Raw genomic sequence first — 25,661 nt, forward strand, 5'->3', positions numbered from 1 at the left:
TGGGCAATAGCCGCAAGGCGGAAATTCAACGGTACAGGCTATTGTAAACGCTGCCTTCAGGCGGCGCTCTTTTCTTTTCCTGCTGAACGCGATAAACTGAAGGGCAGAGCATTTTCAGACCGAAACGGAGTGAGTAGGTTGCTTTACCGATCGTTAGCCAAGCCGGTGTTTTTTAGCATGGACCCGGAGAAAGCGCATCATCTCGTAATCGATGGGCTGCATCAAGCAGCGCGAGTGCCTGGAATGACCTCTGTGCTTGAAGGAGTATACGGCGTTCCGAATATGCAGGAACTGCATACAGAGCTTTTTGGCCTTAATTTCCGTCATCCCGTTGGGCTGGCCGCCGGATTGGACAAAAACGCCAAGTCCGTACCGGGCTTCTCCAGCGTTGGATTCGGCTTTATGGAGGTAGGCACAGTGACGCCGCGCCCGCAGGCTGGCAATGAGCTGCCGAGGCTGTTCCGGTTGCCCTCCGACGAAGCGCTCATTAATCGGATGGGCTTTAACAATGACGGCACTGCGGCTATGGCGGGCAGGCTTGGAGCGCTGCGCAGCCGTAAAATTCCGGTGTTTGTCAACATCGGCAAAAATAAGGCGACGCCAAATGAGCTCGCCCATGAAGATTACATAACTTGCATCCGGGATCTGTACGTTTACGCCGATCTGTTCGTCGTAAATATCAGCTCGCCGAATACGCCGGACCTAAGGGCGCTGCAGCATGGCGACGAGCTGCGCACTTTGCTGACTGCCGTCACCGGAGAAATTCGGGAGCAGGGCCGCAAAGCCGGAGCAGACGCAAAACCGGTTCTCGTCAAGATCGCGCCAGACATGACGGCCGAACAGCTTGAGCTTACGGCGGAAACAATTGCCTCAAGCGGAGTGAACGGCATAATTGCGACGAATACGACGCTCAGCCGGGAAGGCTTGACCCATTCCAATGCGGGAGAGTCGGGAGGGCTTAGCGGACGTCCGTTGACGGAAAGATCAACGGAGGTTGTCTCGCAGCTTTACCGGATGACGGGCGGCAAGCTTCCGATAATCGGCTCAGGCGGCATTTTCACAGCGGAGGACGCCTATCGCAAAATTCGTGCCGGTGCTTCCCTCGTGGAGATTTACACGGCAATGATCTACCGCGGTCCTGGCATCGTGAAGGAAATAGCGGTCGGGCTGAGGGATCTGCTGCGCAAGGACGGATATGCAAACATAACGGAAGCGGTCGGCGCCGATCATCATTGACAGACAGGAGGCGGACGGATGGACAGCCGGGATTGGAATCTTTTTTTGCAGCCTTACGAGCAAGCCGTGGAGGAAATGAAAGTTAAATTCAAGACGCTGCGCTCGGAGCTCAAGGCCCGGGAAGCCTACGCTCCAATCGAGTTTGTAACCGGCAGAGTCAAGAAGATATCCAGCATTCTGGAGAAGGCAAGGCGGCTCGGCGTTCCGATGGAGCAGCTCGAGACAGGCATCGAGGACATCGCCGGCATCCGGATCATGTGCCAGTTCGTGGATGATATCAACCGCGTGGCCGCCATCGTCCGGACAAGGCAGGATCTCAAGCTCGTTTATGAAAAGGATTATGTGACGAATTATAAGGATAGCGGCTACCGCAGCTACCATATGATCGTGGAATATCCTGTACAGACTGCGCTTGGCTTCAAAAAAGTGCTGGCCGAGGTCCAGATCCGCACACTGGCGATGAATTTCTGGGCGACGATTGAACATTCGCTCAACTACAAATATAAACAAAGCCTGCCTGACGAAGTGAGGCTTCGCTTGCGAAAGGCGGCCGAGGCGGCTTTTAATCTGGATAATGAAATGTCCAGCATCCGCCGCGAGATCCTCGACGCCCAGATCGGGTTTGAGGAAGGCTCCAACATCGTCGGCAAAGTGCTGAGCGATATACAGGATCTGTACTTCTACCGCAGGGTGCGGGAGGCGGTGCAGTTCCAGCTGCGATTCAATGAGCTGTGGGAGCAGAACGACACGTTTGGCCTTAAGCAGCTGCTGGGCGACATTCAGACCTCCCTGCTCAAAGCGCGCAGAGGCTCGGCGCAGCAGGACGATCAAGGCTGAATACACGCCAAGCATGAGAACTGATGGAGCGGGGCCAACCGGCCCTGCTTTTTTTCATTCGGCAGGAGCTGACGGGCAAACGAAGTCAGCAGACGTTGTTCAAACGGCATAAATGAAGGAGGCAAGGCGATGAGCAAAAAAATCAGGCTGGATAAGCTTCTCTCAACGATGGGGCGCGGCTCCAGATCAGAAATTAAAAAAGCGGTCAAGGCAGGCCGGGTAACGGTGGACGGAAAGCCTGAAAAGGATAGCGGGCGCATTGTCGACCCGGATCAGCATATCGTTGCCATGGACGGTGCTCCTGTCCGATACCGCGACAAAATTTATATCATGCTGCATAAACCTCCCGGCGTTATTTCGGCTACGGAAGATACGCGGGAGCGCACTGTTATCGATCTGCTGTCTCCTGAGGACCGGGTTCTGGAGCCGTTCCCAGTCGGCCGGCTGGACAAGGATACGGAAGGGTTGCTGCTGCTTACTAATGACGGCCAGCTGGCGCATGAGCTGCTGTCGCCGCGCAAACATGTGCCCAAAACGTACGAGGCGATCGTTAGGGGGCCGGAGCCGGTAGGCGAATGGGAGAAGGAGCGATTCCTTCAAGGCGTGGAGCTGGACGACGGTTATGTGACGCTGCCGGCAGAGCTGGAGGTGATCTCCTGGGAGCGGGCGGAGCCCGCAGAAACAGCTGAAAGCGGCAAAGAGCTGAATGCTGAAGGCGGTCAGGAAGCGGCGGAGCAGGCGGCTCCAATCGTATCGAAGATTCGTCTGACGATCCATGAAGGAAAGTTCCATCAGGTGAAGCGAATGTTCCAATCGGTCGGGGGCAGAGTCGTTTATCTCAAACGGGTGTCGATGGGGCCGCTTGCTCTGGACGAGCAGCTGCCTATCGGCAGCTATCGGGAGCTGACGGAGGAGGAAATGCGGCTGCTGCAGCCGGAGGCGCTAAAGGAAGCGCGGACGGGCGGTAAAGAATAATTATAGCCATGTTGTTTCTTGCCGGATGTTGGGAAACTATGCGTTAATATAGATGTCGGGCCGACGCATCCTCTACTGGAAGGAGGCTGATACAAATGGATCAGGCATACGAGGTGGTCTCCGCGTAAGCGGAGACCCGTGCCATAAGGGAGGCCGTCCGGCCTCCCTTAGTCTTTTTCTTGAAGCAGGCAGGAAATGTATCGCTCGCACTCGAATAGAATGAAGATGGCTAAGAGCCAAACCCACTGAGGTTAATTTTCGAAAGGAGGCAGTTAAAGATGGACAATGTAACTTTTGAAGCTGGTGCAGTTGTTCTTGGCATGCGTGTTGCTGCAAGCCGCCGTTTGGTTGTGAATGGTTTTGCATATGAGGAGGTAGGAACAATTGAATTACAAAAATGGAAAAGACGTGCTTCCCCCTAGTCTGCTGAAAGAGCTGCAGAAATACATTAACGGGGAACTAATCTACATTCCGAAGCAGCAGGAGCGCCGCGCTGCCTGGGGCGAGCTGAGCGGCTCGCGCAAAATGATTCAGCGCCGCAACGAGGACATCTATCGTTGTTACTTGAGGGGGCTTTCGCTCGCCGAGCTGGAAGGGAAATTCCATCTCTCGATAGAAAGCCTTCGCAAGATCGTTGTGAAAATGCGTGCCGCCGGAGTTCGTCTGGAGTCGGTCGCTGGCTCCGCCGCGTCGATCCGCCACGAAGGAAGCCGCTCCTAAGCAGCCGCCGCGGCGGCGGCTTGCGGAGACTGCTTGAGGAATCGTCAATAGAAGAGGCCGCCTTCCCGGAGAAGGCGGCCTCTTGACGTTATAAAAAATAACCTCCCGCACTTATCAGAGCGGGAGGTTTGTTCGCTATACGAGCGCATTTGTGCGGCAAATGCGGCATCTATATGCGAGGCCGGCAAAGCCGTTAGAAGCAGAATACTTGAACGATGATAACAAGTAGGATGAACAGCACCAGGATCATGGCGGTGCTGTTATATCCTGCACCAAAGCCAGCAAAGGACATGGAATTTTCCCTCCTTCGACTAATCCGGCAGCTAAGGCTGCTTTATACATCAGTCTATGCCCGCCCGCCAAAAAGGTCAGGACATTCGCCCTAAGCCTGAAAATTGGGCTGCTTCATAGGAGGAAATCCGTACAGCTTAGCGCTGGCGCCGTCCTTGGCCGCCCGATTTGCTGTTGGAGCGGCCGCCTTGCTGCGGCTTGGAGCTGCGTCCGCCTGGTTTGGCGAAGGAACGGCCGCCGCCGCTTGTACTACTGCTGCGGCCTGCTGATCCACCGCGCGCTGAACTGGAGCGAGCGCCGCCGGAAACGCTGCGTGAGCCGCCGCCGGAAGCGCCGCGTGCGCCGCCGCTGCGCGGCTCGTCGCTCCAGCTGGCTGCGCCGGCTGTACGTGCGCCGCTCGTACGGGCTTCAGCTGAGCGAGCGCCAGCAGTGCGAGCGCCGCTTGTGCGGGCTTCGGCTGAACGTCCGCCAGCCGGACGGCCTTCAGCACGAGAGCCAGCGGCTCCGGCTGAGCGTCCCGCTGAGCCGCGCGAGCTTTGCCCCGAGCGACCGCCAGAGCGCGGTCCGCCAGAGCGAGACGAAGCGCCGCCGCGTCCCGCTCCTTTTGATTTGCCGAAGCCGCCTCCAGCTCCGCTGCGCGACGAGGAGCCGCTGCGCTGCGGACGGTCTTGCTCATCCGCCTGGTCCTGCTGGGATGCGTGTCCGACTCCGTATTTGGAGCCGTGTGCATGCTTCAGCTTGGCGCGGATTTTTTGCTCAATTGTCTCCAGGCTCATCCGGTCGCGCGGCGTAGCAAACGTAATCGCTCTGCCGGATTCCCCGGCTCGGCCGGTACGTCCGATGCGGTGGATATACGTATCGCCGTCGGAAGGACAATCATAATTGAACACATGCGTGACGCCTTCTACATCCAAACCGCGAGCAGCGACATCCGTAGCGACGAGCACTTGGAGCTTAGCGCTGCGGAACCGTTTCATAACGGTTTCGCGCTTTGCCTGTGTCAGATCGCCATGCAGCTCGTCCGCCGGTACGCCGGCTTCCTGCAGCGCCTCCGTCAGCTTTTTGGCGCGCAGCTTAGTGCGGCAAAATACGACGGCCAAGTAAGGGTTCTCTGCATCGAGCATCGCAAGCAGCAGGTCTTGTTTATTGCGGTCGGTCGTATCCACGACGAGCTGGCTGATTGCATCAAGCGTTACAGCCGTGCTGCGGATGCGGATATCTTCCGGGTTGTCCATATAACGTGCGGCCAGCTGTTTGACCGGACCCGGCATCGTAGCGGAGAACAGCATCGTCTGCCGCTTAAGCGAGCACTGGTCGATAATGGCTTCAACTTCTTTCAGGAAGCCCATGTGCAGCATTTGGTCTGCCTCGTCAAGCACCAGCATGCGGATCGAGCTGAGCGTAACCGTTCCGCGGCGCAGATGGTCGAGCAGCCGGCCAGGCGTTGCTATGACGATATGGGGAGCGTTTTTGAGCTTGCGGATTTGCGATTCCACATCCTGGCCGCCGTAAGCGGCAAGAACCGATACGCCAAGCTGCGGAGCCAGCTTGGAGAGCTCGCCCGTAATCTGGATCGCCAGCTCGCGGGTAGGCGTCAAAATAAGAGCTTGAGTGTAGCTTTTATTGGAATGAATGCTCTCCAGAATCGGGAGCGCAAACGCCAGCGTTTTGCCAGTGCCGGTCTGCGCCTGAACGATAGCATCCTTGTTTTTCATTAAAACGGGAATAGCGGTTTCCTGAACCGGGGTTGGCGTAATAATACCCTCCTGGTGCAGCAAGGCGCTAAGCTCCTCACGGATGCCAAGAGCTTGAAAAGATGATGACATAATGGAAATTCCTCATTTCGGATTAGTGCAGGCAGGTCTCTGGTTTGTCCCTTGACTCGTAAAAGCCGCTGCCGCTTATGGCCTCAGTATAACAGTTGCGGCGGCAGCTTGCACATCGTCAAAACGCGCTTACCCGTATTTTTTGCCATTGGCTGCGCGGTATGGTACTCTGTGACGCATCAGCCCCGAGCTTAAACGACTCATTTTAAAGAAAAGAAAAGGTGTGAAAAGCATGACCGTCAGCCAACGTAGCAGCCTATGGTCCGGAATGACCGTAGATATCGTACTTAAGCAAGATCAGCGGACAGGCAAGTTAACGAGAGGCATTATCAAGGATATTTTAACGAAGTCCCCGTCCCATCCGCATGGAATTAAAGTCCGTCTGGAGGACGGCCAGGTCGGCCGCGTGAAGGCTATCGTAGAATACACCGGGGGGCTGTGAGGAGATTATGGCATTCGGAATAGGCCGCCAGGAGCTGAATGCCTGGAAAAGCGCCGTAGACCGGGGAGAAATTGCGTTTCTGACCCACTTTTGGCTCGATGAGCGTTTCCCGGGCGTTACAAGCGTGACGAAGGTCGGATGCTGCGATTTGCCGCGTCTGGAGGAATGGTGTCTCAGGCATGGCCTGCTCCCCAACTATATTCACCGCAGGGGACGTTACCCACATATGGATTTATTCGGCTCGCACCAGGAAAGAATACTACGGGAACAAGGTTTGGACGAGCATTTGCTCCGGTTCAAAATCGGACAATCCGGGTAAACTTTTTCAGTTGTGTCGCAGCCATAAAACGAATATGGAGGGATTCCGAATGTCATCCCAAGCGTTTCTTGAAGCAATCCGCAACCGCCGCTCTCTTTACGCCATTACGAAGGAAAAAGCTGTTCCCGTCGACATGGTAACATCCATTGTGGAAGAGGCTGTCGAGCATACCCCTTCGGCATTTAATTCCCAAAGCGCGAGAGTTGTAGTGTTATTTGACGAGCAGTCCGACAAATTATGGGACCTCACGCTGGAGACGCTGCGCGTCGTTACTGGCGGCGGAGAAGGCTTCGGCTCGACGGAGGAGAGAATAGCCGGTTTTAAGGCTGGTTACGGAACCGTGCTCTTTTTTGAGGATGAGGCCGTCATTCGCAGCCTTCAGGAGCAATATCCGTCTTATCAGGACAATTTCCCCAAATGGAGCAATCACTCCTCTGGCATGCTTCAGCTGGTTGTCTGGACAGCGCTTGAAGCAGAGGGGCTTGGAGCGACGCTGCAGCATTACAATCCGCTCATTGACGAGCAGGTGCAGAAGGAATATGACGTGCCTGCAACCTGGAAGCTGATTGCTCAAATGCCGTTTGGCAAACCTGCCGCTCCGGCAGGGGAGAAGCAGTTCCAGCCCATTGAAGAGCGCGTCAAGGTGTTCAAATAGGCCTGGCAATTCATGATTCCTATACAACCGGCCCAGTAGGGCTGGTTGTTTTGCGTACGGGCGTCTGCTGGTAAATGATCGGAGCCGGCTTGGTTTTACGCGGAGACGCTTGGTGGAATGTGCTGATGCCTGACGCGAGCGGCGATGGCCGCAGCTGCTGCTTATTCCCGATGCCGAGCACTGCGCTGCCCGCCATGACGATCCTCAGCGGTACGATTCCAGATGAATGAAGCAACCCTTATCCCGAATTTAAGACGGGTGCCAAAAAGAGCGCAGCCAAAGACCGAGCCCGGAGAAGCGGAGCGTTCGCCTTTGACGTCGGATTTCTTCCTCCGGATGCGGAGTGAATTCAGAGAAATCAGAGGTCAACAGCGATTGGAGGGTCGGCCTTTTGCAGAGCGGGTTGGGTGTTTAAGCAGAAAAAAATTGCGGCAAATAAACCCGGTTTGCTTCCAGCATTTCATCCAGCAGCGCCTTGGCAACGTTTATGGACGGCACAAGCGGATGATGCGCCATCGCCTGCAAAGCGATGCTGCGGTCGCCCGTCACAGCCGCCTGAATCGTCAGCGCTTCGTACGTTTTTACCGCCTGAATTAGACCGCGCGACGGCTCTGGAACAGATGTAAGCTGCAGCGGCACCGGGCCGGCCGCCGTTACAACGCAGTTGACCTCAATGCAGGCGTCGTCCGGCAGGAAGGGGAGAATTCCTTTATTGAGCACATTGAGCGTTTGCACATCGCCGGTTCCATTATAGAGCGAGCGCATCAGATTAACAGCCGCCTCGGAGTAATATGCGCCGCCGCGCTGCTCAAGCTGTTTTGGCTTTTCTTGCAAATCGGGATTGCTGTACAGCTGGAACAGCTCTTTTTCAACCCGCTTCACGACCTCGGCGCGATTGCCTTGGGTTTTCAAGGAAGCCTGCTGCTCGGCGAGCATGGTGTCGGTCATATAAAAATATTTTAAGTAATAGGAGGGCAGCGCATTTAAGCCTTGCAGGAATTCCGTGTCCCAATCGGAGCCGGAAACATTGGCGGCGGCAAAGCTGTCGTCGCCTTTTACAAGCTCCGGCAGCCGGTCAATTCCGTCAACGGACACGCGGCTGACCCAGTGCAGATGATTCAAACCGACAAACTCGGCATATATGCGGTCGGTCGAAGCGGCGTACTTGCCAGCCAGCCATTTGAGCAGCCCGATCGGAGCATTGCACAACCCGATGCTTTTGACCGAGGAATGTTTGTGAATCGCCTCCGTTACCATTCCGGCGGGATTGGTGAAGTTAAGCAGCCAAGCGTCAGGCGCGAGCTCTTCGATATCACGGCAAATGTCCAGCAGCACGGGGATAGTGCGCAGCGCTTTCATCATTCCGCCGGGGCCGGTCGTTTCCTGCCCAATGACCCCGTGTTTCAGCGGGATGGCTTCATCCTGGCCGCGCGCTTCCAGCATGCCGACTCTCATCTGAGTGCTTACAAAATCGGCGCCTGCAATCGCTGCACGGCGGTCGGTCGTAAGATGGATTGCAATCGGGAGCCCTGAGCGTGCTACCATCCGTTTGGCGAGCTCACCAACGATATGGAGCTTCCAAAGTCCGGGCTCGATATCAACGAGCCATAACTCGCGGACGGGCAGGCTGTCGTAACTGTGGATGAACCCTTCGACGAGCTCCGGAGTGTAAGAGGAGCCGCCGCCAATGATAGCGATTTTCAGGCCATTTCTCATCGTTAATTCCTCTCTTTCGTATCTGCGATTGCTATATCGTTAAATTCCCGGTACTCACACATACGGGTGTACATTTCCGCGGAAACCGGCTGGCCGTCCGCCTCTATTGCAGCCCATACCGCACCGATAACCGGCTCCGTATCCAGCTTCACTAGCGATGCCAAGGGAGCGGCGTGTGCCGCCATCTTTGCGATCGGCCCGCTAATCCATCCTTTGTCTCCGCGTGTAAGCAAACTGCCGGCTAGAACCACGTCGAACGTATCGCCCGACATGCCAAGCTTTTGAATGACGGCTTTGACGGATAGAGCCAGCTCATCTCCCTGCTTGGCAAGAATGCGCAGCGCTGCGGCGTCGCCTTTGTCCGCTGCGCGGAAAAGCAGCCTGGTCGCGTCGACAGGAACGGTTAATTCCCGGTCCAAATAATCGTCGAACATCGCCTGCACGCTGCCGTATCCCAGCATTTCCAGCAGCATCGGCGTCAGCAGCGTTTCATCCTCGCGGCCGTCCCACGCGCGGATGACCGTACGGAACACCTCGGTGCACAGTCCGCCGCCGCCGCCAAAATCGCCAAACAGATAGCTGAAGCCTCCGCATTGATATGCGGTTCCGGCTCGGTTAAGTCCGGCGCAGTTGACGCCGGTGCCACAAATAACGCTCACGCCGTATGGGTGCTGTGAACCGGCGCGCAGACCAATCATTGTGTCGCAGACGATGGTATAACGCTCCGTGAAGCCTAAGCTGTGCACAAGCGGATGAAGCAGCCTGAAGTCGGCTTCCCTGTCCGCGCCAGCTAAGCCGAAGCACGTATGCGCCACATCCTCAATTCCGGCTCCGGCTTGGGCAAAAGCTTGGGATATCGCCTGGTTCAGGTTGCTTCTGGCATCCTCGTACCCGTTCTGGTGATTGCCGTTACCGGCCGAGCCTTTGCCGAGCAGACGACCTTGTGAATCGGCAAGCAGGCCATAGGTTTTTGTTCCGCCGGCGTCAATGCCGAGATATAGGCTCATAGCTGATTCTCCTTTTGTCGGCTTGGCGGAGCGGAGCTTTCTCTGGAGATAAGCTCTGGCTTGAGCACAACGGGCAACGATTGCTCTTTACCCTCAAGCTGCACGAGAAGCGCTTCAACCGCGCTGCGGGCGATGGACAGCACCGGCTGCGCGACTGTTGTCAGTCTGGGGCGGAGCAGCGCAGCCAGGTTTTGGTCGTCATAACCAACAATCGACATGTCACGCGGCACGGATAAGCCTAGCGGGGTTATAGTTGACAATAGCCATTCGTAAAGCCAACAGCGGCGAATGACGCACGGCTCCGTTCCGCATCCGAGGGGGAGATTCCTATCTCGCAGCGAATAGGTTAAACATGCGCTTTTGGGTTTAACTGGATCTAACAGGAGAAACGAATTGATGCCTGGGGGGAAGTTGGATGACCAACAATGCTGTGCTGCTGGAAGAAGACGCGGTTTTAGCCGAACAAGCGGAGCTGGAGGCGAATCTGGACCGGCTTGAAGCTGTAAGGGAGAGGACGGGCAATCCCGAAGGCATCGAAATCGAACGTTTGGATGGAATGGCGGCGCTTTACAGCGCTACAATGCCATGGCCGCAGTTCAATGTCATTAAAGGAACTCATGAGGGCATATTGCCGGAGCTGGAACGGCTGGAGAGGTTTTATCGGGAGCGGCAAAAGCCGGTCAGGCTGGAGCTAAGTCCGCATAGAGCCTCCGCAACTTTCCTCAAAGAGCTTGGAAAAAGGGGTTACAGGCTTGCCGACCATCATGCCGCAACGTTTATCCGGTTCCGTTCTTCAGAAAGCAGTGAAGAAGGACATTTAGACCGCGCAGGAGACGGAATCCTCGCCAGCGAGCTTAATTCGTTGCAATCCCCGCGCTGCCGCATCCGTAGAGCTTCTGTTCGCGATATTGAAACCTATGCCCGCATTCATTGTTTGTCGACGGGCATTGGCGAAAACGGGATAAAACCTGTTGCACTCAACAACGAGATGCTGATGACGCGGCCCGGCTGGAGTTTCTGGATTGGCGAGACAGACGGCGTGCCTGCAGCGGCCGGCGTACTGCGCTGCGACGGGGAGCTGGCGAATCTGACCTTTGCCGCAACGCTGCCGGAGTATCGCTCGCTCGGATTCCAGCGCCTGCTTATCCGGGCCAGGCTTGAAGAGGCGAGAAATCAAGGCTGTCTGCTCGCCGCGAGCCAATGCTCTCTTTACTCCGGCAGCATGCGCAACATGCAGCGGGAGAAAATGCGCATAGCCTTCATCCGTTCCGTGCTTGTATTGGATACCTAAAGTTTGTGTGAAAAACGTAGAGGAGGCGATCAACCATGATCATTCGAGCAACGGAGGAAGGCTTTATTTTAATCCGCCAGCATGATCATGCGGAGCTTTCGGAACAGCTTGCGCGCTCGTTAGCGCCGGAGCTGCTGCCTGCAGGCGCGAGGAGAGCGGACATCATTTACGCGGCGGGACAGCATGACCGGGGCTGGATCGGTCTTGATGAGACTCCTGTCTGGAACGATGGAGAAAACCGCCCATATACGTTTGAGGATTACCCGCCGCTTCCCAAAATCGCCTTTTATACACGCGGCATCGATGAGGTTGAGGCGGTTAGTCCGTATGCAGGGCTGCTGTGCAGCTATTTTTACAGTTCGTTTTTTGCCGGGATGGATGACGAGGCGAGCCTTGGATTTCGCAGGCGTGAAGAGGTTCGCCAGCACAGGCTGGCGATGAATATGCGGGCGGCGAGGAAAGAAACGGAACGTGATTTAAAGCTGCTGCAGCTGCTGGACGGCCTATCTTTATATGTTTGCCTGAACCGGCCTGAAGCGTCGGGAGCGGAGGAGCATCCTTGGTACCGCGCCGGGTTTGCAGGCTCGGAAGCGCTGACCGCATCCGGGAAGAGGCTAAGCGCCAAATGGGCAGCAAAAGAGCGCCTCCTCCTTTCGGAAAAGGCGCTGCAGGGAACGGTCGTGACGACGCTCCTGTACAAACATGTGCCCCATACCCTCATCTCGGAAATGGGCATTGCTGCTGCTTACCTGAACTGCCCGCTGTTAACGCAGACTTTGGAATGGTCCAATCCGGCGTAACCTTTGACGTCAGCGATCGGAGGGCCGGGCTTTGGCGCAACGGACATTTTTCATCACCATTTCAAACCTTAAGTCGCCCCGTCAGGCATCGATTTGCGTTCAAAATGCTCGGCAATCTGCAAAATAACGATTTTGCAAATCATATACACCGGAATCGAAATCATAATGCCGACAATGCCGCTTACCGCGCCAGCGACAAGCACGACCACAATGGTCGTTAACGGATGAATGTCCATCGTGCGGCCGTATACAAACGGCGAGATCAGATTGCCTTCCAGCTGTTGGGCCAACAAAATAATTACGAGCACCCAGACGGCTGTAGTAAAAGAATCCGTGAAGGCGATCAGAACACATGGGATGGAGCCGATGATAGACCCGATGTATGGAATCATGTTCATCGCTCCGACGAAGATGGCCAGCATCAGCGAATAGGGCAGATCAACAATGAGAAAGCCGACATAGGCAAAAGCTCCGAGAGCCAGGCAGCAGACGACCCGCCCGATGACAAACTCGCTTAGCATTTTATCGATGCTGTTGAAAATTTCAATGGCGTCGGCGCGATATTTAACCGGCGAAAAACGGACAAAGGACGTATAACCTTTGCGGTCTTCCTTGAGCATATAATACAGCAGGACGGGAACCGTACCTACGACCAGCGCTAAAGTAGTAACGATGGAAACGGCGTTCTCCAAATAGACGGATGCGTAATTGATGGCTTGCTCCAAGTACTCGGACACTTTGGAGGAAAAGTCGATTTCCTGCAGGCTGAAGCCGCCAAAGCTTTGGTTTTGCAGGAATGTCAGCTGATTCTGAACCTCTGTAGCAAGCGCGGGCAGATTTTCGACAAAGGCGACCGTCTGCGACTGAAGCGTCGGCCATACAAGCACAACGAGCAGGGCGACAACCGTGAAGAGAAAAATAAACAGCACGATGACGGCGAGCCACTTTGGCATTTTCCATCGATGGAGCTGCGTGACAAGCGGCCGAAACAGGTAATAGAAAAAAAAGGACACGACAAAGGGCAGCAGCAAAATGTTAAAAGCGAGCATTACGGGGCGATACAGGAATTCAAGCCGCGACAGCAGATATAAAATAACAAGAACGAGAATAACGCTGATGCATGCCTGATAGAACCTGCCGATTTTCAAGGCGGGACAACCTCCGTTCACACGTTGACTATTTTATCCATTGTATACCCTTGAAATCGCAGGACTAACCCTGCTGGCGCCGCCGGAACGGGCTTTTAAAATTTTTGGAAACCATCCGGTAGGGGCGGCGTATAAGGGGAAAGATGCAAAACATTAGTTCAAAGCTATTCAGTGCTTAACCAATATGGTAAATTCAAGGAGGAACTATCTATGTCTCTGTTCAAACGACTGCGAGACCTTACCCTGTCCAATGTGTATGCCTTGATCGATAAAGCCGAGGATCCGGTTAAAATGACCGATCAGTATATTCGCGATATGGCCAGCGATCTTGAGGATGCGGAAAAAGCGGTAGCCGCGCAAATCGCACTGGAGAAAAGGTTCAAAAAGCAGTATGAGGAGCAGGAAGCGCTCGTTCAAAAACGTCTCCAGCAAGCTCATGCCGCAGCGGAAGCCGGAAACGTCGATTTGGCGCGCAGGGCGCTGGAGGAGAAAAAGGCTGCAGAGACCAAACGCGACGAATACCGTACCGCATACGAAACCAACAAGGCGGCTGCGGACAATCTTCGCGAAAAGCTGGCTCAAATGCAGAAGCAGCTGACCGACCTGAAAAACAAACGCGAGACGCTTGTCGCCCGCGCCAATGCAGCCAAAGCCCAGGTGGAAATCAACAAGTCGATGAACGGCTTCGGAGCAGATACGGCAATGGCGGGATTGAAGCGGATGGAAGAAAAGGTGCTTGGACTGGAATCTCAAGCCGAGGCGAGCAATGTGATGAACGACAAAGGCAATTCCTTGGATGAAGAATTCGAAACGCTCGGCCGCGACAAAGCGGTTGAAGACGAGCTCGCCGCGCTTTTGAAACAATACGATAAGAACTAAGCATGGATAGGGGCAGGCTGGCGGCAATCCGCCGGCTGCCCCTTCCTTAATCGAGGAGGCTGTCCATGACGCTGGAGGATGCGCTGCGAATTTTGACCGGCACGTTTGCCTGGACTGCGGCAGGGGCGCTGCTGCTTGCCGTATTAATGGTTGTTGATTCCCTGTTTACCCGTTATAAGGATCTGACCGAGATGCGCAATGGCAATGTGGCGGTGACGACGCGTTTTGTGATGAAGCTGTTTGCTCAAGGTTATATTCTGGCTCAGTCGATACGCACGTCTTACAGCATTCCGGAAGCGCTGCTCGTTTCCGCGCTTTCGTTCGTCATTTTGCTTGTGCTGGAAGCTCTTGTCCGTTATTTACTTGACCGTTTTGCCGGTTTTCATCTGGACGAGGGGACGCGTGACGGGAAAATCGCTCATGCCCTGCTTGCAGGCTCGCTCCATTTAACGGGAGCTTTAATTGTCGCGTCTACCCTTTAATTTTCGCTAACCATAACAAGGAGGAAGCAGGATGAGCCTGTTCAAACGTGTAGCCAATCTGATGCGCAAGCCGGAGCCGCCGCAGCCGGAAAAAAGCGTCCTTACGCTCGGCCCCGGAGATATATGCGAAGTATCCCTTATTACGTACGAAGTGATTGGACATTCGAGAAATTACCGCCGCAAGGAAACCTTTCTGACGCTGCAGGACGGCGCCGAGCTGAGATACCTGCATATCGAGGACAGAGAGCAGACAGAGTACACGCTGTACACGCCGATTGACGGCAGGCTGGATTCCATTGAGGAAGTGCCTTCAACGATGGAGCTTGACGGGACGGAGTATTATTTGGAAGAGCAGTATTCCTCGCCTGTGTCTTCCCAAGGCCGTGCGCCGCATCAGCCGTCCGGCGAGCTGCATGTTTGGCAATATCAGTCTGACGACCGCAAGCTGCTGCGCATTGAATGGCAGGAGGGGCGTTTTCTTTTATACGAAGGCGAGAAAATTTTGGCGGCTGACGTCAAGGTGCTTCGAGGCCGATAGGAGGCGCTGACATGAGGTTGGACGCCGCTTTAAAATGGCTGCTTGCCTTAACGCTGTTTGCCGGCCTGCTGGCCGGCTGCGGCTCGCCGGATCTTGGGCGGCAGTACCCGCTGGAATCCGTGAGCGGTGAAGGCTCCAGCACCTCCTACGTTTACAGAGCTGCGGGCGAGACGGTACCGGAAGTCGCAGCAAGGCTAGCGGGCGAACATACGCCGCAGCAAATTTCGCCGCAAAGCGATGAACGAATGTTTCTCGTTTACAGCGATAAATGGTATCATCTTCAAAGAGATACTGCCGAGCCGCAGGACACGCTGATTGAAGTAAGCAGCACCCAGTATGTCCGCAGCAATTACAGCCCTTCGTTTCTTGAAGCCTATCTTACAGCCGCATTAATTGGAGAGCTGTTCGACGCAGCCGGACGCCATGGCAAGTACCGGGGTTATACGGGGCGGGACGTATACAAGCCTGCAACGGGCAGCTTCCGCAAGCCTTCCGAACAGGACATCCGGAAAGCTCCTCCGCTTACTGCGCCTGGCAAAGGCTACATTACAAAACGCGGAGGCTCGGTCAAGGAGCGGCCGGCCGACAGCGGCGGATGGCTGGACCGCTCGACGGAAAGCCGAGGCAGCATCAAGCGGGGCTCGCAAAACTCAGGCTCTTCGCCAGGCAAATCATGGACATCGCCGCGCAAAAAATCTCCGTCAACCGGCTTCGGCAAATCCGGCCGGATCAGGCGCAGATAAATTAAGGACTCAGTTGATTTATTTGTTCATATAGGTGATAGTAAACCGCTTTCAAGGAGGGGACATATGGAGCGAATCGCGATCCTATCCGACATTCACGGTAATATGCCGGCGCTCAGGGCGGTGCTGGACGATGTCCGCTCGCGCTCGATCAATCGGATTTTTTGCCTGGGCGATCTCGCTGGCAAAGGCCCCGATTCTGCGGAAGCGGTCGATGTCATCCGGGAGAGCTGCGAACGGGTTATTCGCGGCAACTGGGATGAATTTCTCGGCAACGCCACGGACAACGAGACGCTGAGATGGCATCAGCGCCAGCTAGGCGGCGAGCGGCTGCGTTATATGCAGGAGCTGCCTTTTAGCACGGAGCTGCGCATGAGCGGGCGACTTGTACGGTTTGTTCATGCTTCGCCGCAAAGCGTTTACCGGCGCATTCAGCCCTGGAATTCGGAAGAGGATCGTATGTCCATGTTTCAGCCTCCGGGAGAGGGCGGCCAGTTAGCCGACGTGCTCGGATATGGCGATATCCACCAAGCTTTTTCGCAATATATTCAAGGCAGGCAGCTGTTCAATACCGGCAGTGTCGGCAATCCGCTTGATGTCCCGCTAGCCTCATACGCCGTGATAGAGGGAGTGGAAAACGCCGGACAGCCGGCGCCGTTTTCGCTTCAGCTGATTCGGGTTCCCTACGATATCGATTTGGCAGTCCGTCTGGCCGAGGAGGCCAGCATGCCGGAGCTTGAACCTTACCGCCAAGAGCTGTTGACAGCGCGTTACCGCGGATTGGAAGGAGGCAGCCGATGATTCGAGCGATACTGTTTGACCTCGACAATACACTGCTTGACCGATGCAGCGGCTTTCACGAGTTCGCGCAGCGGTTTGCGGGAAAATACGCCGATGTTCCTCAGAATCAGCGGCTAAGGTGGATTGAACGGTTAATCGAGCTGGACGAGGATGGCTACAAAAACAAACCGCAGCTGTTTCGAGAGCTTCCGGAGCAGCTGCCCTGCCGCAATCATGCCGGCTGGGAGGAGCTGTATGCCTTTTACGAGCGGGAATATGTCCAATGCGCAACGCCGATGTGCGGCGCCAAGGAGCTGCTCGCCGCGCTGCGGCCTTATTACCGTCTCGGAATCGTCACAAACGGCGTAGACCGGATTCAGCGCGGCAAAATCGGCATCGCTGGCATCGAGAAATGGTTCGAGTCCATCGTCGTCTCGGAATCGGCTGGCATTAAAAAGCCGCATCCCGATATTTTTTCGCAGGCGCTTCGCGAGCTTGGCGTTTCGCCGGTAGAAACGCTTTATGTCGGGGATCATCCGCTCAACGATATTCAAGGCGCCTATTTCAGCGGCATGAAGTCCGTCTGGTTGAAGCGCGCCCAGCCGTGGCCGGACGAGGCGCCAGCGCTGCCGGATGCCGTTATAACGGAACTGGCGCAGCTGCCGGCGGCAATCCGTATCGTCTCCGGGCAAACGGCCGCTTCCGAACGGCGGCTGAGCAGCGGCGCATAATGCATAGCTGAAAAAAAGGCAGCTCCCTAGAGAGCTGCCTTTTTGGATCTGGAGCCGCGCGAAGGCGCATTGACGATCGTAACGCGGTTTTTTCCTGTTGTTTTGGAACGGTACATCGCCTCGTCCGCTTCCTTCACGATCTGTTCGACGCTTACGCCAGACCTCGAGAAGCTGACCCCTACGCTTACGGTAACAATCGTTTCTTCCTCAATCCGTCTGCGGAGCGTCTCCGCCAGCTCGGAGGCGCTTTCTCTAGAGCCGGTCACGAGCAACAGCTCTTCTCCGCCGTAACGTCCCGCAGCGCCTAGCCCTTGCGCCAGCTCGCGCATCATTTCGGCAATCTGCTTGAGCACTCCGTCCGCGCGGTGATGACCCTGAGTATCGTTAAGCTTTTTGAAGTTGTCGATATCGCAGAAAATGACGGCGATTCCCTTGCCGCGGCGCAGCAGCAGCTCTGCCTTTTGCTGAAAGTGGCGCCGGTTGTAAAGCCCGGTGAGCCCGTCCGTAATCGAGGAGCGGTAGGTGGTCAGCAAACGCTCGACAACCCATTCGAACAGAAGCAGGAACAGCAGCGTAAAATATACGACTGGCAGCATGCGCGAGATTATAAGCAGCGCAGGGACGGCGCCTTGGAAGACGTAGCGGTCTGTCACCAGAGCAAGATCGGCGGCAAAATACACGATTAGGCTGGCGGAATATTTGGTCCGCAGCTCGACCCCGCGCGTATCCAGCAGGATGAGGAAGTTGACCAGGATGCCGTAAAAATCAAGGGCGACAAACGGTACGGACCGGACCTGCTCCGTGCCGCTGAGCAGCGAAGGATTTAACAGCACCTCGGCTCCTGCGATAAGCACCGTCAGCAGAGCCATAATCGTGAACGGCGCGCCGCGTAGCTTGGCTCCGGGAGAGCTATATAATTTCATGAACACAAAGTTTATAATGATAAAGGTAAAGATGCCAAGCATTCGGGTTGCGAGCTGCAGCAGCGGCGGCGATTCTCCCTGATCCATGCCGGCCAGCAGCATGAACTGGCGGATCATCAGCAGTGGCAGCACAAGAATGAGCAGCCGGTAAACGGGATGGCGGCGGTAGCTGCGGTACAGCTTCACCCCCATGAATATCATCAGTGCCAGCACCGTTATGGAGCTGGCGGAAGCGAGCAGTTGAATTGCCGAAGGTTGGGGCCAGTTCATCATAGGAATACACTCCGTCTTGTCAGCATAGGCCTGGTTTAGGTCATAAGTCAGGCACGGCGGAATGGAATCCGCCGATTGAAGCGCGGTGATAAGCGGATGGCAGTTGTTCATGCTCAGCCTTCTTTTTCACCGGACTAATAGCGGTATCGGCTGTTCGACGCCCCTTCGTTAGAGGGAACGCATGTTCCATTATAACTTGGCATCGCTTTTGAAGGAGACAACAGCTATGGAAATTTTGCAGGCATTGTTTTTCCCTCCGGAACAGCCCGGAGGCGTATCGTCAATGGTTCCGTACATGCAGGACCGGTTTAATAAGGTCGGCTGGCCGAGCGATCTGTTCTCGCTGCCCAAGCGGATTCGGGGCAAAGGAACGGAGGAGGTTGTCCTCCATACGTTTGACGCCGGCCCGTACCGGGATAACCCGATTGCCGCCAAGTATTTGCAGACGCTCAGCGACTACCTGTGGTGGACTAAAATGCGCATTAAGCGCAACTATGACCTCATTCACGCCCACCATCCCGTGGCGGCGCTAGTGATGAAACAGGTATTTCCGGATACGCCATTAATCGTCACTATCCATTCCAGCTACGAGCGGGAGCTTATTTTGAACGGGAAAATCGAGGAAAACGGGCCGGAGCATCAATTTCTGACCTCGATCTATCGTGAGCTTGAGCATTCGGCTGACCGGATTTTGACCGTGTCGGATTCGTTCAAGCATTATATTGGACGTTATGTGGAGCGCCCGGAAGCGATAGGCGTTATCGCCAACGGTTTTGATGAGCGCCGCTTCAAGCCGATCAGCCACGAAAATGAAGTGACGCAGCTTATTACCGTCTGCCGGCTCGTTCCGGCAAAGGGGCTGGATGTCCTGTTTCGCGCCTGCGCAGAATTGAAACAGAAGGGGCATCCGTTCGTGCTGCACATTATCGGTGACGGACCGATCCGCAAAGAGCTGGAGGCGCTTGCGGTTGAGCTGAATCTGTATGACGACATTATTTTTTACGGCTATATGCTGCATCCGGAGGAGTTCATGCCGTTTTTCGACGTGTTCGTGCTGCCTTCGAGGGCGGAGGCGTTCGGCAGCGTATTCGCGGAGGCTGCGCTTTGCTGGCTGGCGCTTGTCGGCACCAATGTCGGAGGCATCGGCGAGCAGATCGAGGAAGGCGTGAACGGGCTTCTTGTGCCGCCGGATGATCCGGCAGCCCTTGCTATAGCGCTGGAGCGGATGATCACGGATCCGACGTTCCGCTACCAGCTCGCCCGCGCGGCCTGGGACAAAGCCAAAAAAGCCTACTCGCTCACGAGAGTTATCTCGCAATTGAAGCAGGTTTATCTGGAGACGGCGCCTGAAGCGGCGGGGAGAGGTTAGCTCCCTCGCCGTTTTCCCGTTTTTTTGAGCATTATGAGAATGAGCCAGCCGAGACTGAACATCCCAAACAGCGGATATAACGTCTTGACGAGCGGCCCGAAGCCGATCTGGCTGAGCAGATAACAAATGACCAGAATGATAATCAACAGTGTGTTCCGATGAATGGAAACCCGCTGCTGAAGCTGAAGGGCGAGTCCGTAAATATCGGCGATCAGCGTTGTGAAAATTTCGGAAAAAATCAGAAAAATATAAATGAACTGGATGGCCGTTCCGAGCTGGCGGGCGATGCCGCCCATCGGAATTTCGAACTGGCGGATACCCGGCATATGAGCGGATAGGGCGATATGGCCTGCAAGCAGCATAAATCCGATGCCGATGCCTCCAAACAGCGAGCCCCAGCGGATGGCTGTCCGATCTTTAAGCTGCGCTCCGAGCGGTACGAGGACGGCTTGAGCCATAGCGAGATTAAAAGCGGTGTACAGCAGCGGCGCGCTCCATATTCGCAGCATGGAATCTTCGGCCGGCATTGTAATCCAGCGGTCTGCGCCAGGCGAATTGAACGTATCGTACAGCACGATGGCCGTGAACAGCAGCATAAACGGCACGACGATGCTGTTCACCATGAGAATGGCGGTCATGCCCCGCCGCAGCATCAGGTAACAGGCGACTAGGGTAACGGTAAGTCCGATCTGATAGGAGATATTCCAGTTTTCATAAAAAATCGTGCCTGCTCCGGCCAGCATAACGGCGTTTACGCCAAGCAGCACGACGAGCATGAAATAACTGACCAGCTGGCCAATTTTGGGGCCGAACAGCGCTTTATTGAGATCCTCATAGGATTTGGCGCCAATTTCACCGGCGAGCAGCATCATTTTGGCCCCAAGCCAGATGAAAAAAATCGTCGCCAGCGCAATCGTCAGCACAGCCCATTGGCCGTAACGGGTAAAAAATTGCAGGATCTCCTGTCCTGTGGCGAATCCGGCACCGACTACGGTGCCCATATAGGTAAATCCAATCTGCAGCACTCGTCCAACACGTCCCGGCATAACTCCGCCTCCGATACTCGTCCGTCTTATCCTTACATCGTATGTTCGAGCGGGGACAGGCATGCCTCGAGGCAGGGGCGAATCCGCTTGCAGGAAACGTCAAGCTATGATAATTTAACTGAAAAGAAATTCGGATGGAAGGGATAAGGGTTCTGATGGAACAATTAAAACAAAGAATTTTGCAGGAAGCCTCCATTCTGTCGAACGATGTCGTAAAATTGGATGCCATTCTTAATCATCAGGTTGATCCGGCGCTGACGATGGAGATGGGGCGGGAATTCGCACGGTTGTTTAAGGAGGAGCGGGTGACCAAGGTCATTACGGTTGAATCCTCGGGAATCCCGGTCAGCTTTGCAACGGCGTTGGAGCTGAATGTCCCGATGCTGTTTGCCCGCCGCAAAAAAACGCTTATCGCCGACAACGATCATTATTCCGAGCGCGTGCCGTCCTTTACAAAAGGCATCGTTACCGACCTGATGGTATCAAAAAAGCTTCTTTCTCCGGATGACCGGCTGCTGTTCATCGACGATATTATCGCGAACGGCGATGCCGCTCGCGGCCTCGTCCGCATTATCGAGCGCTCCGGCGCGCATTTGATCGGTCTGGGAGTTGTTGTGGAAAAGTCCTTCCAGGCAGGGGCGAAAACTCTCCGGGAGAACGGCATCCGGGTGGAGTCGCTGGTAAAAATCCGTTCCCTGGACAACGGTCAAATTACATTTGAAGAGTAAAAATTCTACCCTTCCCCATAGCTTCCATTTCACCTATAATGGGGGAGTAAAGAGACCTACTAAGGGGAGGCACAAGGCGATGGAAAACGTAACTGCCGATTTCTTCGAAGCCAAGCTGTCCGCTGCCAAAATTCATTTCGAGCGCGCGCTCGATTGCAAGCATACCGAATTCGACGATCTCTACCCGTACATGATTGAGCATCCGCAGTTTTTCTGGTACAAGCGATATGTCGCCTGGTCGGAGCTGCTGACAATCGTCAAGTTGAGCGAAGAGCTTGGTATGGAATGGAAAGGCCAGTTCACGGAACGCCAGGCCGACTACATCTCTAAACGGGTTATGAGCTCCAGAGTTCTGGACGAATGGTTCGAAACGAACGATACAAAGGAACATGTAGGAAACGCCGAATAACATGAGGGACCTCCAGAACTGCCCTGCAGGGGCCTGGGGGTCCTTTTCTTCCTGAACGAGTGGAGCATGGAAGATTAAGCTTGTACAAAAGGGGGTAAATACAATGAATCGAACCGTCGATGAAAACCTGCTGGACGAGTATCGCCAGTCGGGTGAAAAGGTCAGGGTTGTCCGGGATGAGATGGAGCAGAACGATGTTGTTGGCATCGTTGTAGCCTGGGATGACGATTCCGTCATGATCCGCAGGCCCAACAAACGAGTTGTTAAGCTTAGCCGCAGTTATTCCTACCAGTCTGCGTCATCTCCCCGCATCGTTGAACCCTGAACATAACAGGAGGGATTTCAATGATTTGTCCGGAAGATTTTACGATGATGAACGAGTCCGAGCATAATGGAGTCACGATGAATAAATGCCCCGTATGCGGCACGGTGATTTTGGAAGATAAAAAAGGAAGGCTGCCTACAGGAGGAGATGAGCTGTATCCGGCAGCGGCTGACGGCCAGGAGCTCAAGCTGATGGACAAGCCTTACGGCATGCCTCCTGGTGCTGCTGACAGGGAGCTGCAGGCAGCTGCAAGCGCCGATTCACCTCCCGCTACAGAGCAAGCGTACGGCTCGCCGCCAGTGCCTCAGCCGCCAGCAGACAATCCGTACGGATACGTTCCAGAAGGGTTTGGCAGCGCATCGGGAGCGGCTGCAGACAGCTCTTCCGAGCCTGCGTATGGTGAAGCTCCTGCATTCGGAGCCAAAGCTCCAGGGGAGCAGCGGGACGGAAGCGGACCTGTTCTGCGGGCCCATCGTTACTATGTTGTCTGAATTGCGGAACATTTGCCGTAACAATTGACTTGTCCTCATACGCCATGATAAGATTACTTTCGTTGCACGGAGTAATCCCGCAGCAAAATGCGGTCATGGCGGAATTGGCAGACGCGCTGGCTTCAGGTGCCAGTGGTAGCAATACCGTGGAGGTTCGAGTCCTCTTGACCGCACCATCCTTAATTATGAAACTCTTCGAATTTATTCGAAGGGTTTTTTTGTGTACAATTTTCGAGCGGCGAAATTTCAAAAATATGATGTCCGAAAATGACCAGGTTAAATTTTCAGAAGTGGTATACTAACGAAAATGTTAAGTTGATTCAGAAAGGAGATGCGCGATGACGAAGGTCAAGCCGACCGCTCCCCTTGATCATAAAATCTACTATCCGGCGTTTAAATCCCATGACGCCCGATTTGACGGGCGAGTTTATGTCGCTGTTTCTTCAACGGGCATTTATTGCCGGCCGGTGTGCCGCGTGAAAATGCCGAAGGAAGAAAACTGCGCTTTTTATAACAGCGCCGCTGCGGCAGAAGCGGCAGGTTTCCGCCCTTGCCTTAGATGCAGGCCGGAGCTTGCGCCTGGCTTTGCGCCGATCGATGCGCCATCCCGTCTTTCCCGGAAAGCTGCGCTTTTAATGGAAGACGATTGTTTATACGACAGCAGCATGGAGCAGCTGGCGAAGGAGCTGCATGTCACCGACAGGCATTTGCGCCGCTCCTTTATGGCGGAGTACGGCGTTTCGCCTGTGCAATATTTGCAAACGTACAGGCTGTTATTGGCAAAAAATTTAATGACCGACACAACTTTGCCGGTTACCGACGTAGCGTTTACAGCCGGTTTTGGAAGTGTCCGCCGGTTTAACGCCGTGTTCAAAAAACATTACCGGATGTCGCCGTCAGCGCTTCGCAAACAAGCGCAGCCCGCTCCTTTAGCCGGCCATGACAGCATTACGCTGTATCTGGGATATCGACCTCCTTACCTTTGGAGCGGCATTCTTGCCTTTCTTGGAGGGCGGTCAATCCCTGGCGTAGAGCTGGTGACGGACGATGCGTATCACAGAACAGTTGTCCTGCGGCATAATCAGACGATATACCGGGGCTGGATTTCAGTGCAGCATGCCGAAAAAAAGAATATGCTTGCGTTGACCATTTCCGGAACCTTGCTGCCGGTACTGCCTAAGGTGCTCATGCGGATCAAACATTTATTTGATCTGCACAGCGACCCTGCGGAAATTTACGATAAACTCGCGGTGATGAATCGGATTAAAGAGGGCATGTGCGTACCAGGTACAAGGCTCCCGGGGAGCTTCGATTCCTTCGAAATGGCCGTGCGCGCTGTGCTGGGACAGCAGATAACCGTAAAGGCGGCGCGAACGTTGGCAACGAGAATTGTTTCCGCGTATGGCAGCGCAATATCTACTCCGGTTGCAGAATTGACGCATACGTTTCCGACTCCGGAAGAGATTTGCAGCCTGGAAGGTCCTATCGAAAACCATCTCGGAGTGCTTGGCGTGACGGGCGCAAGAGCAAAATCGATTCATGCATTGGCATCTGCGCTGCTGAATGGCGATTTGGAGCTGTCGAGAAACAGCGATCCTGATCTTCAACTAAAAAACCTGCTCGAACTGCCTGGATTTGGACCTTGGACCGTGCAGTACATCGCGATGAGGGCGCTGGGCTGGCCGGATGCCTTCCCGCATACCGATTATGGTGTTAAAAAAGCGTTGAGCGGGTATTCACCCAAGGAAATTCTAGAGTTAGCAGAGCAATGGAGACCTTGGCGTTCCTATGCAACGATCAACTTGTGGAATTCGTTAAACTAGCTGAAAAGGTGTGTTTGTAGCGATGCAAAACAACCAGTACACAAAAGAAATTCATTCTCCTATCGGGTCCATGACAATCTCCAGCGACGGAACAAATATTACCGGGCTTTGGATGCAGGGCCAAAAATACTATGGGGCAACATTGGGCAATCATGAGCCAGCACCGTCGCTTCCTGTTTTTAAGCTTGCCGAGGAATGGCTGGAGCGTTATTTTAATGGTGATCAGCCTAAGTTAACGCTGCCATTGGCGCCGCAGGGAAATGTGTTCCGCAATACGGTATGGGACATTCTTTGCGAAATTCCCTATGGCGAAGTTATCACTTACGGTGAAATTGCCAAAATGATGGCGAAAAGATTGGACAAAGCCACTATGTCAGCACAGGCGGTAGGCGGAGCTGTTGGACATAATCCGATTTCAATCATCGTTCCATGCCACAGGGTTGTAGGCGCAAAAGGCAGTTTGACCGGTTATGCCGGCGGAATAGACCGAAAAATCAAGCTGCTGCAGCTGGAGAAAGTAAACATGGATAAGCTTTATATTCCGGCTAAAGGCACGGCATTGTAGAGGGAATGAGTCGGCGCAAGGCTTGTTTAAACCGGTAAATGACCCCAGTTTGACAAGCCTGTCGCGCAAATGATAGGATGTTCTTTGTCTCGCTCAGCCCATGGCTGAATCGAAGACGAGTTATATATTCAGGTTCTAGTGTCAGCAATGAGATAAAGGTGTAATTCCTTTTTTACCGTATTGCATGAACAATGACAGGTTCCTGATCTGCTTTTTTCCGGCAGAACGGGGATTTTTTTGTTCCATGAAATTTTAAAAGCGATTCTGAAATCGCTTTCGCGGAATAAAGACAT

32 protein-coding genes and 1 tRNA gene are annotated in these 25,661 nt (G+C 54.6%); 24 read left to right on the forward strand and 9 right to left on the reverse strand.

Annotated features, from left to right (window positions below; all coding sequences use genetic code 11):
- Window positions 1–138 precede the first annotated feature (138 nt).
- From M3223_RS07255 to M3223_RS07275, 5 genes are all read left to right on the forward strand, one after another.
- Window positions 139–1,236, forward strand: coding sequence for a quinone-dependent dihydroorotate dehydrogenase (locus tag M3223_RS07255; RefSeq protein ID WP_251560513.1), 1,098 nt, complete (start codon window positions 139–141; stop codon window positions 1,234–1,236).
- Window positions 1,237–1,254: 18 nt separating this feature from the next.
- Complete coding sequence (locus M3223_RS07260) at window positions 1,255–2,073, forward strand: GTP pyrophosphokinase (RefSeq protein WP_251560515.1); 819 nt, start codon at window positions 1,255–1,257, stop codon at window positions 2,071–2,073.
- A gap of 129 nt (window positions 2,074–2,202) precedes the next feature.
- A complete protein-coding gene (locus tag M3223_RS07265; RefSeq protein WP_251560517.1) occupies window positions 2,203–3,048 on the forward strand; it encodes a pseudouridine synthase in 846 nt (281 codons plus the stop codon).
- Window positions 3,049–3,326: 278 nt separating this feature from the next.
- Window positions 3,327–3,470: a hypothetical protein gene (locus M3223_RS07270; protein WP_251560519.1), complete on the forward strand. Its 144-nt coding sequence runs from the start codon at window positions 3,327–3,329 to the stop codon at window positions 3,468–3,470.
- Window positions 3,433–3,768 (forward strand): CD3324 family protein, encoded by a 336-nt coding sequence (locus M3223_RS07275; protein WP_251560521.1) that lies wholly within the window; start codon window positions 3,433–3,435, stop codon window positions 3,766–3,768. The genes M3223_RS07270 and M3223_RS07275 overlap by 38 nt, the downstream gene beginning before the upstream one ends.
- A 193-nt stretch (window positions 3,769–3,961) precedes the next feature.
- Here the strand turns inward: M3223_RS07275 and M3223_RS07280 are convergent, their stop codons facing one another.
- Together M3223_RS07280 and M3223_RS07285 are read right to left on the reverse strand one after the other, a co-directional pair.
- On the reverse strand, window positions 3,962–4,060 hold the full coding sequence (locus tag M3223_RS07280; RefSeq protein WP_251560523.1) for a YjcZ family sporulation protein: 99 nt from the start codon (window positions 4,058–4,060) through the stop codon (window positions 3,962–3,964).
- Between the two features lie 136 nt (window positions 4,061–4,196).
- Entirely contained in the window at window positions 4,197–5,885 is a 1,689-nt protein-coding gene (locus M3223_RS07285; RefSeq protein WP_251560525.1) for a DEAD/DEAH box helicase, read from the reverse strand.
- Between the two features lie 232 nt (window positions 5,886–6,117).
- On the opposite strand from M3223_RS07285, the gene M3223_RS07290 reads away from it, so the two are divergent.
- From M3223_RS07290 to M3223_RS07300, 3 genes are read left to right on the forward strand one after another with little or no spacing between them, the layout of a single operon-like run.
- Window positions 6,118–6,327 (forward strand): YwbE family protein, encoded by a 210-nt coding sequence (locus M3223_RS07290; RefSeq protein WP_251560527.1) that lies wholly within the window; start codon window positions 6,118–6,120, stop codon window positions 6,325–6,327.
- Between the two features lie 7 nt (window positions 6,328–6,334).
- Entirely contained in the window at window positions 6,335–6,646 is a 312-nt protein-coding gene (locus M3223_RS07295) for a hypothetical protein (protein ID WP_251560529.1), read from the forward strand.
- Window positions 6,647–6,680: 34 nt separating this feature from the next.
- The gene (locus tag M3223_RS07300; protein WP_251560531.1) at window positions 6,681–7,301 is read left to right on the forward strand and encodes a nitroreductase family protein; all 621 of its coding nucleotides are present in this window, start codon (window positions 6,681–6,683) and stop codon (window positions 7,299–7,301) included.
- 19 nt (window positions 7,302–7,320) lie between these two features.
- On the opposite strand, the gene M3223_RS07305 is transcribed toward M3223_RS07300, so the two are convergent.
- The 4 genes from M3223_RS07305 to M3223_RS07320 all read right to left on the reverse strand — a co-directional run bounded on the left by M3223_RS07305 (window position 7,321) and on the right by M3223_RS07320 (window position 10,284).
- Entirely contained in the window at window positions 7,321–7,536 is a 216-nt protein-coding gene (locus M3223_RS07305; RefSeq protein WP_251560533.1) for a hypothetical protein, read from the reverse strand.
- A 176-nt stretch (window positions 7,537–7,712) separates the two neighbouring features.
- On the reverse strand, window positions 7,713–9,017 hold the full coding sequence (locus M3223_RS07310; RefSeq protein WP_251560535.1) for a 6-phospho-beta-glucosidase: 1,305 nt from the start codon (window positions 9,015–9,017) through the stop codon (window positions 7,713–7,715).
- Window positions 9,018–9,019: 2 nt separating this feature from the next.
- Window positions 9,020–10,024, reverse strand: coding sequence for an N-acetylglucosamine kinase (locus M3223_RS07315; RefSeq protein ID WP_251560537.1), 1,005 nt, complete (start codon window positions 10,022–10,024; stop codon window positions 9,020–9,022).
- Window positions 10,021–10,284 carry a substrate-binding domain-containing protein gene (locus tag M3223_RS07320; protein ID WP_251560540.1) on the reverse strand — a complete coding sequence of 88 codons (264 nt, stop codon included), beginning with the start codon at window positions 10,282–10,284 and terminating at the stop codon, window positions 10,021–10,023. The genes M3223_RS07315 and M3223_RS07320 overlap by 4 nt, the downstream gene beginning before the upstream one ends.
- Window positions 10,285–10,439: 155 nt before the next feature.
- On the opposite strand from M3223_RS07320, the gene M3223_RS07325 reads away from it, so the two are divergent.
- Together M3223_RS07325 and M3223_RS07330 are read left to right on the forward strand one after the other, a co-directional pair.
- On the forward strand, window positions 10,440–11,315 hold the full coding sequence (locus tag M3223_RS07325; RefSeq protein WP_251560542.1) for a GNAT family N-acetyltransferase: 876 nt from the start codon (window positions 10,440–10,442) through the stop codon (window positions 11,313–11,315).
- Between the two features lie 35 nt (window positions 11,316–11,350).
- Complete coding sequence (locus M3223_RS07330; protein WP_251560544.1) at window positions 11,351–12,115, forward strand: DUF3891 family protein; 765 nt, start codon at window positions 11,351–11,353, stop codon at window positions 12,113–12,115.
- Window positions 12,116–12,183: 68 nt separating this feature from the next.
- Here M3223_RS07330 and M3223_RS07335 read toward each other — a convergent pair whose 3' ends face one another.
- The gene (locus M3223_RS07335; RefSeq protein WP_251560546.1) at window positions 12,184–13,263 is read right to left on the reverse strand and encodes an AI-2E family transporter; all 1,080 of its coding nucleotides are present in this window, start codon (window positions 13,261–13,263) and stop codon (window positions 12,184–12,186) included.
- Window positions 13,264–13,473: 210 nt separating this feature from the next.
- Here M3223_RS07335 and M3223_RS07340 point away from each other — a divergent pair, with 210 nt between their 5' ends.
- From M3223_RS07340 to M3223_RS07365, 6 genes are all read left to right on the forward strand, one after another.
- On the forward strand, window positions 13,474–14,142 hold the full coding sequence (locus M3223_RS07340; RefSeq protein WP_251560548.1) for a PspA/IM30 family protein: 669 nt from the start codon (window positions 13,474–13,476) through the stop codon (window positions 14,140–14,142).
- Window positions 14,143–14,207: 65 nt separating this feature from the next.
- Window positions 14,208–14,624 carry a DUF350 domain-containing protein gene (locus tag M3223_RS07345; RefSeq protein ID WP_251560550.1) on the forward strand — a complete coding sequence of 139 codons (417 nt, stop codon included), beginning with the start codon at window positions 14,208–14,210 and terminating at the stop codon, window positions 14,622–14,624.
- 31 nt (window positions 14,625–14,655) lie between these two features.
- A complete protein-coding gene (locus M3223_RS07350; protein ID WP_251560552.1) occupies window positions 14,656–15,162 on the forward strand; it encodes a DUF4178 domain-containing protein in 507 nt (168 codons plus the stop codon).
- An 11-nt stretch (window positions 15,163–15,173) separates the two neighbouring features.
- Window positions 15,174–15,905: a DUF4247 domain-containing protein gene (locus tag M3223_RS07355; RefSeq protein ID WP_251560554.1), complete on the forward strand. Its 732-nt coding sequence runs from the start codon at window positions 15,174–15,176 to the stop codon at window positions 15,903–15,905.
- A 66-nt stretch (window positions 15,906–15,971) separates the two neighbouring features.
- Complete coding sequence (locus tag M3223_RS07360; RefSeq protein ID WP_251560556.1) at window positions 15,972–16,706, forward strand: metallophosphoesterase family protein; 735 nt, start codon at window positions 15,972–15,974, stop codon at window positions 16,704–16,706.
- A complete protein-coding gene (locus tag M3223_RS07365; RefSeq protein WP_251560558.1) occupies window positions 16,703–17,416 on the forward strand; it encodes an HAD family hydrolase in 714 nt (237 codons plus the stop codon). The genes M3223_RS07360 and M3223_RS07365 overlap by 4 nt, the downstream gene beginning before the upstream one ends.
- A 26-nt stretch (window positions 17,417–17,442) precedes the next feature.
- Here M3223_RS07365 and M3223_RS07370 read toward each other — a convergent pair whose 3' ends face one another.
- Complete coding sequence (locus M3223_RS07370) at window positions 17,443–18,612, reverse strand: GGDEF domain-containing protein (protein WP_251560560.1); 1,170 nt, start codon at window positions 18,610–18,612, stop codon at window positions 17,443–17,445.
- 226 nt (window positions 18,613–18,838) lie between these two features.
- Here M3223_RS07370 and M3223_RS07375 point away from each other — a divergent pair, with 226 nt between their 5' ends.
- A complete protein-coding gene (locus M3223_RS07375) occupies window positions 18,839–19,981 on the forward strand; it encodes a glycosyltransferase family 4 protein (protein WP_251560562.1) in 1,143 nt (380 codons plus the stop codon).
- On the opposite strand, the gene M3223_RS07380 is transcribed toward M3223_RS07375, so the two are convergent.
- Window positions 19,978–21,027, reverse strand: a complete 1,050-nt coding sequence (locus tag M3223_RS07380) for a YkvI family membrane protein (RefSeq protein ID WP_251560564.1) — start codon at window positions 21,025–21,027, stop codon at window positions 19,978–19,980. The two genes, M3223_RS07375 and M3223_RS07380, sit on opposite strands and share 4 nt — an antisense overlap.
- Window positions 21,028–21,182: 155 nt before the next feature.
- On the opposite strand from M3223_RS07380, the gene M3223_RS07385 reads away from it, so the two are divergent.
- The 7 genes from M3223_RS07385 (at window position 21,183) to M3223_RS07415 (ending at window position 25,368) form a co-directional block, all read left to right on the forward strand.
- The gene (locus tag M3223_RS07385) at window positions 21,183–21,755 is read left to right on the forward strand and encodes a xanthine phosphoribosyltransferase (RefSeq protein WP_251560566.1); all 573 of its coding nucleotides are present in this window, start codon (window positions 21,183–21,185) and stop codon (window positions 21,753–21,755) included.
- A gap of 79 nt (window positions 21,756–21,834) precedes the next feature.
- On the forward strand, window positions 21,835–22,164 hold the full coding sequence (locus tag M3223_RS07390; RefSeq protein ID WP_251560568.1) for a hypothetical protein: 330 nt from the start codon (window positions 21,835–21,837) through the stop codon (window positions 22,162–22,164).
- 103 nt (window positions 22,165–22,267) lie between these two features.
- Window positions 22,268–22,489 carry a hypothetical protein gene (locus M3223_RS07395; RefSeq protein ID WP_251560570.1) on the forward strand — a complete coding sequence of 74 codons (222 nt, stop codon included), beginning with the start codon at window positions 22,268–22,270 and terminating at the stop codon, window positions 22,487–22,489.
- Window positions 22,490–22,509: 20 nt separating this feature from the next.
- Window positions 22,510–22,980 carry a hypothetical protein gene (locus M3223_RS07400; RefSeq protein ID WP_251560571.1) on the forward strand — a complete coding sequence of 157 codons (471 nt, stop codon included), beginning with the start codon at window positions 22,510–22,512 and terminating at the stop codon, window positions 22,978–22,980.
- Window positions 22,981–23,069: 89 nt separating this feature from the next.
- Window positions 23,070–23,156, forward strand: a tRNA-Leu gene (locus M3223_RS07405).
- Window positions 23,157–23,318: 162 nt separating this feature from the next.
- Window positions 23,319–24,803: a DNA-3-methyladenine glycosylase 2 family protein gene (locus M3223_RS07410; RefSeq protein ID WP_251560573.1), complete on the forward strand. Its 1,485-nt coding sequence runs from the start codon at window positions 23,319–23,321 to the stop codon at window positions 24,801–24,803.
- A gap of 22 nt (window positions 24,804–24,825) precedes the next feature.
- A complete protein-coding gene (locus tag M3223_RS07415) occupies window positions 24,826–25,368 on the forward strand; it encodes a methylated-DNA--[protein]-cysteine S-methyltransferase (protein ID WP_251560576.1) in 543 nt (180 codons plus the stop codon).
- Window positions 25,369–25,661: the final 293 nt, after the last annotated feature.

This window comes from Paenibacillus pasadenensis, assembly GCF_023715725.1.
Lineage (GTDB): Bacteria > Bacillota > Bacilli > Paenibacillales > Paenibacillaceae > Paenibacillus_O > Paenibacillus_O pasadenensis_A.

Excerpts from the sequence above, each read along its gene's own strand:
- M3223_RS07260 (WP_251560515.1), top strand. The coding sequence starts at position 1,255 with ATGGACAGCCGGGATTGGAATCTTTTTTTGCAGCCTTACGAGCAAGCC.
- M3223_RS07265 (WP_251560517.1), top strand. The coding sequence starts at position 2,203 with ATGAGCAAAAAAATCAGGCTGGATAAGCTTCTCTCAACGATGGGGCGC.
- M3223_RS07270 (WP_251560519.1), top strand. The coding sequence starts at position 3,327 with ATGGACAATGTAACTTTTGAAGCTGGTGCAGTTGTTCTTGGCATGCGT.
- M3223_RS07280 (WP_251560523.1), bottom strand. The coding sequence starts at position 4,060 with ATGTCCTTTGCTGGCTTTGGTGCAGGATATAACAGCACCGCCATGATC.
- M3223_RS07285 (WP_251560525.1), bottom strand. The coding sequence starts at position 5,885 with ATGTCATCATCTTTTCAAGCTCTTGGCATCCGTGAGGAGCTTAGCGCC.
- M3223_RS07290 (WP_251560527.1), top strand. The coding sequence starts at position 6,118 with ATGACCGTCAGCCAACGTAGCAGCCTATGGTCCGGAATGACCGTAGAT.
- M3223_RS07295 (WP_251560529.1), top strand. The coding sequence starts at position 6,335 with ATGGCATTCGGAATAGGCCGCCAGGAGCTGAATGCCTGGAAAAGCGCC.
- M3223_RS07300 (WP_251560531.1), top strand. The coding sequence starts at position 6,681 with ATGGAGGGATTCCGAATGTCATCCCAAGCGTTTCTTGAAGCAATCCGC.
- M3223_RS07310 (WP_251560535.1), bottom strand. The coding sequence starts at position 9,017 with ATGAGAAATGGCCTGAAAATCGCTATCATTGGCGGCGGCTCCTCTTAC.
- M3223_RS07315 (WP_251560537.1), bottom strand. The coding sequence starts at position 10,024 with ATGAGCCTATATCTCGGCATTGACGCCGGCGGAACAAAAACCTATGGC.
- M3223_RS07325 (WP_251560542.1), top strand. The coding sequence starts at position 10,440 with ATGACCAACAATGCTGTGCTGCTGGAAGAAGACGCGGTTTTAGCCGAA.
- M3223_RS07330 (WP_251560544.1), top strand. The coding sequence starts at position 11,351 with ATGATCATTCGAGCAACGGAGGAAGGCTTTATTTTAATCCGCCAGCAT.
- M3223_RS07340 (WP_251560548.1), top strand. The coding sequence starts at position 13,474 with ATGTCTCTGTTCAAACGACTGCGAGACCTTACCCTGTCCAATGTGTAT.
- M3223_RS07345 (WP_251560550.1), top strand. The coding sequence starts at position 14,208 with ATGACGCTGGAGGATGCGCTGCGAATTTTGACCGGCACGTTTGCCTGG.
- M3223_RS07350 (WP_251560552.1), top strand. The coding sequence starts at position 14,656 with ATGAGCCTGTTCAAACGTGTAGCCAATCTGATGCGCAAGCCGGAGCCG.
- M3223_RS07355 (WP_251560554.1), top strand. The coding sequence starts at position 15,174 with ATGAGGTTGGACGCCGCTTTAAAATGGCTGCTTGCCTTAACGCTGTTT.
- M3223_RS07360 (WP_251560556.1), top strand. The coding sequence starts at position 15,972 with ATGGAGCGAATCGCGATCCTATCCGACATTCACGGTAATATGCCGGCG.
- M3223_RS07365 (WP_251560558.1), top strand. The coding sequence starts at position 16,703 with ATGATTCGAGCGATACTGTTTGACCTCGACAATACACTGCTTGACCGA.
- M3223_RS07370 (WP_251560560.1), bottom strand. The coding sequence starts at position 18,612 with ATGATGAACTGGCCCCAACCTTCGGCAATTCAACTGCTCGCTTCCGCC.
- M3223_RS07375 (WP_251560562.1), top strand. The coding sequence starts at position 18,839 with ATGGAAATTTTGCAGGCATTGTTTTTCCCTCCGGAACAGCCCGGAGGC.
- M3223_RS07380 (WP_251560564.1), bottom strand. The coding sequence starts at position 21,027 with ATGCCGGGACGTGTTGGACGAGTGCTGCAGATTGGATTTACCTATATG.
- M3223_RS07385 (WP_251560566.1), top strand. The coding sequence starts at position 21,183 with ATGGAACAATTAAAACAAAGAATTTTGCAGGAAGCCTCCATTCTGTCG.
- M3223_RS07390 (WP_251560568.1), top strand. The coding sequence starts at position 21,835 with ATGGAAAACGTAACTGCCGATTTCTTCGAAGCCAAGCTGTCCGCTGCC.
- M3223_RS07395 (WP_251560570.1), top strand. The coding sequence starts at position 22,268 with ATGAATCGAACCGTCGATGAAAACCTGCTGGACGAGTATCGCCAGTCG.
- M3223_RS07400 (WP_251560571.1), top strand. The coding sequence starts at position 22,510 with ATGATTTGTCCGGAAGATTTTACGATGATGAACGAGTCCGAGCATAAT.
- M3223_RS07410 (WP_251560573.1), top strand. The coding sequence starts at position 23,319 with ATGACGAAGGTCAAGCCGACCGCTCCCCTTGATCATAAAATCTACTAT.
- M3223_RS07415 (WP_251560576.1), top strand. The coding sequence starts at position 24,826 with ATGCAAAACAACCAGTACACAAAAGAAATTCATTCTCCTATCGGGTCC.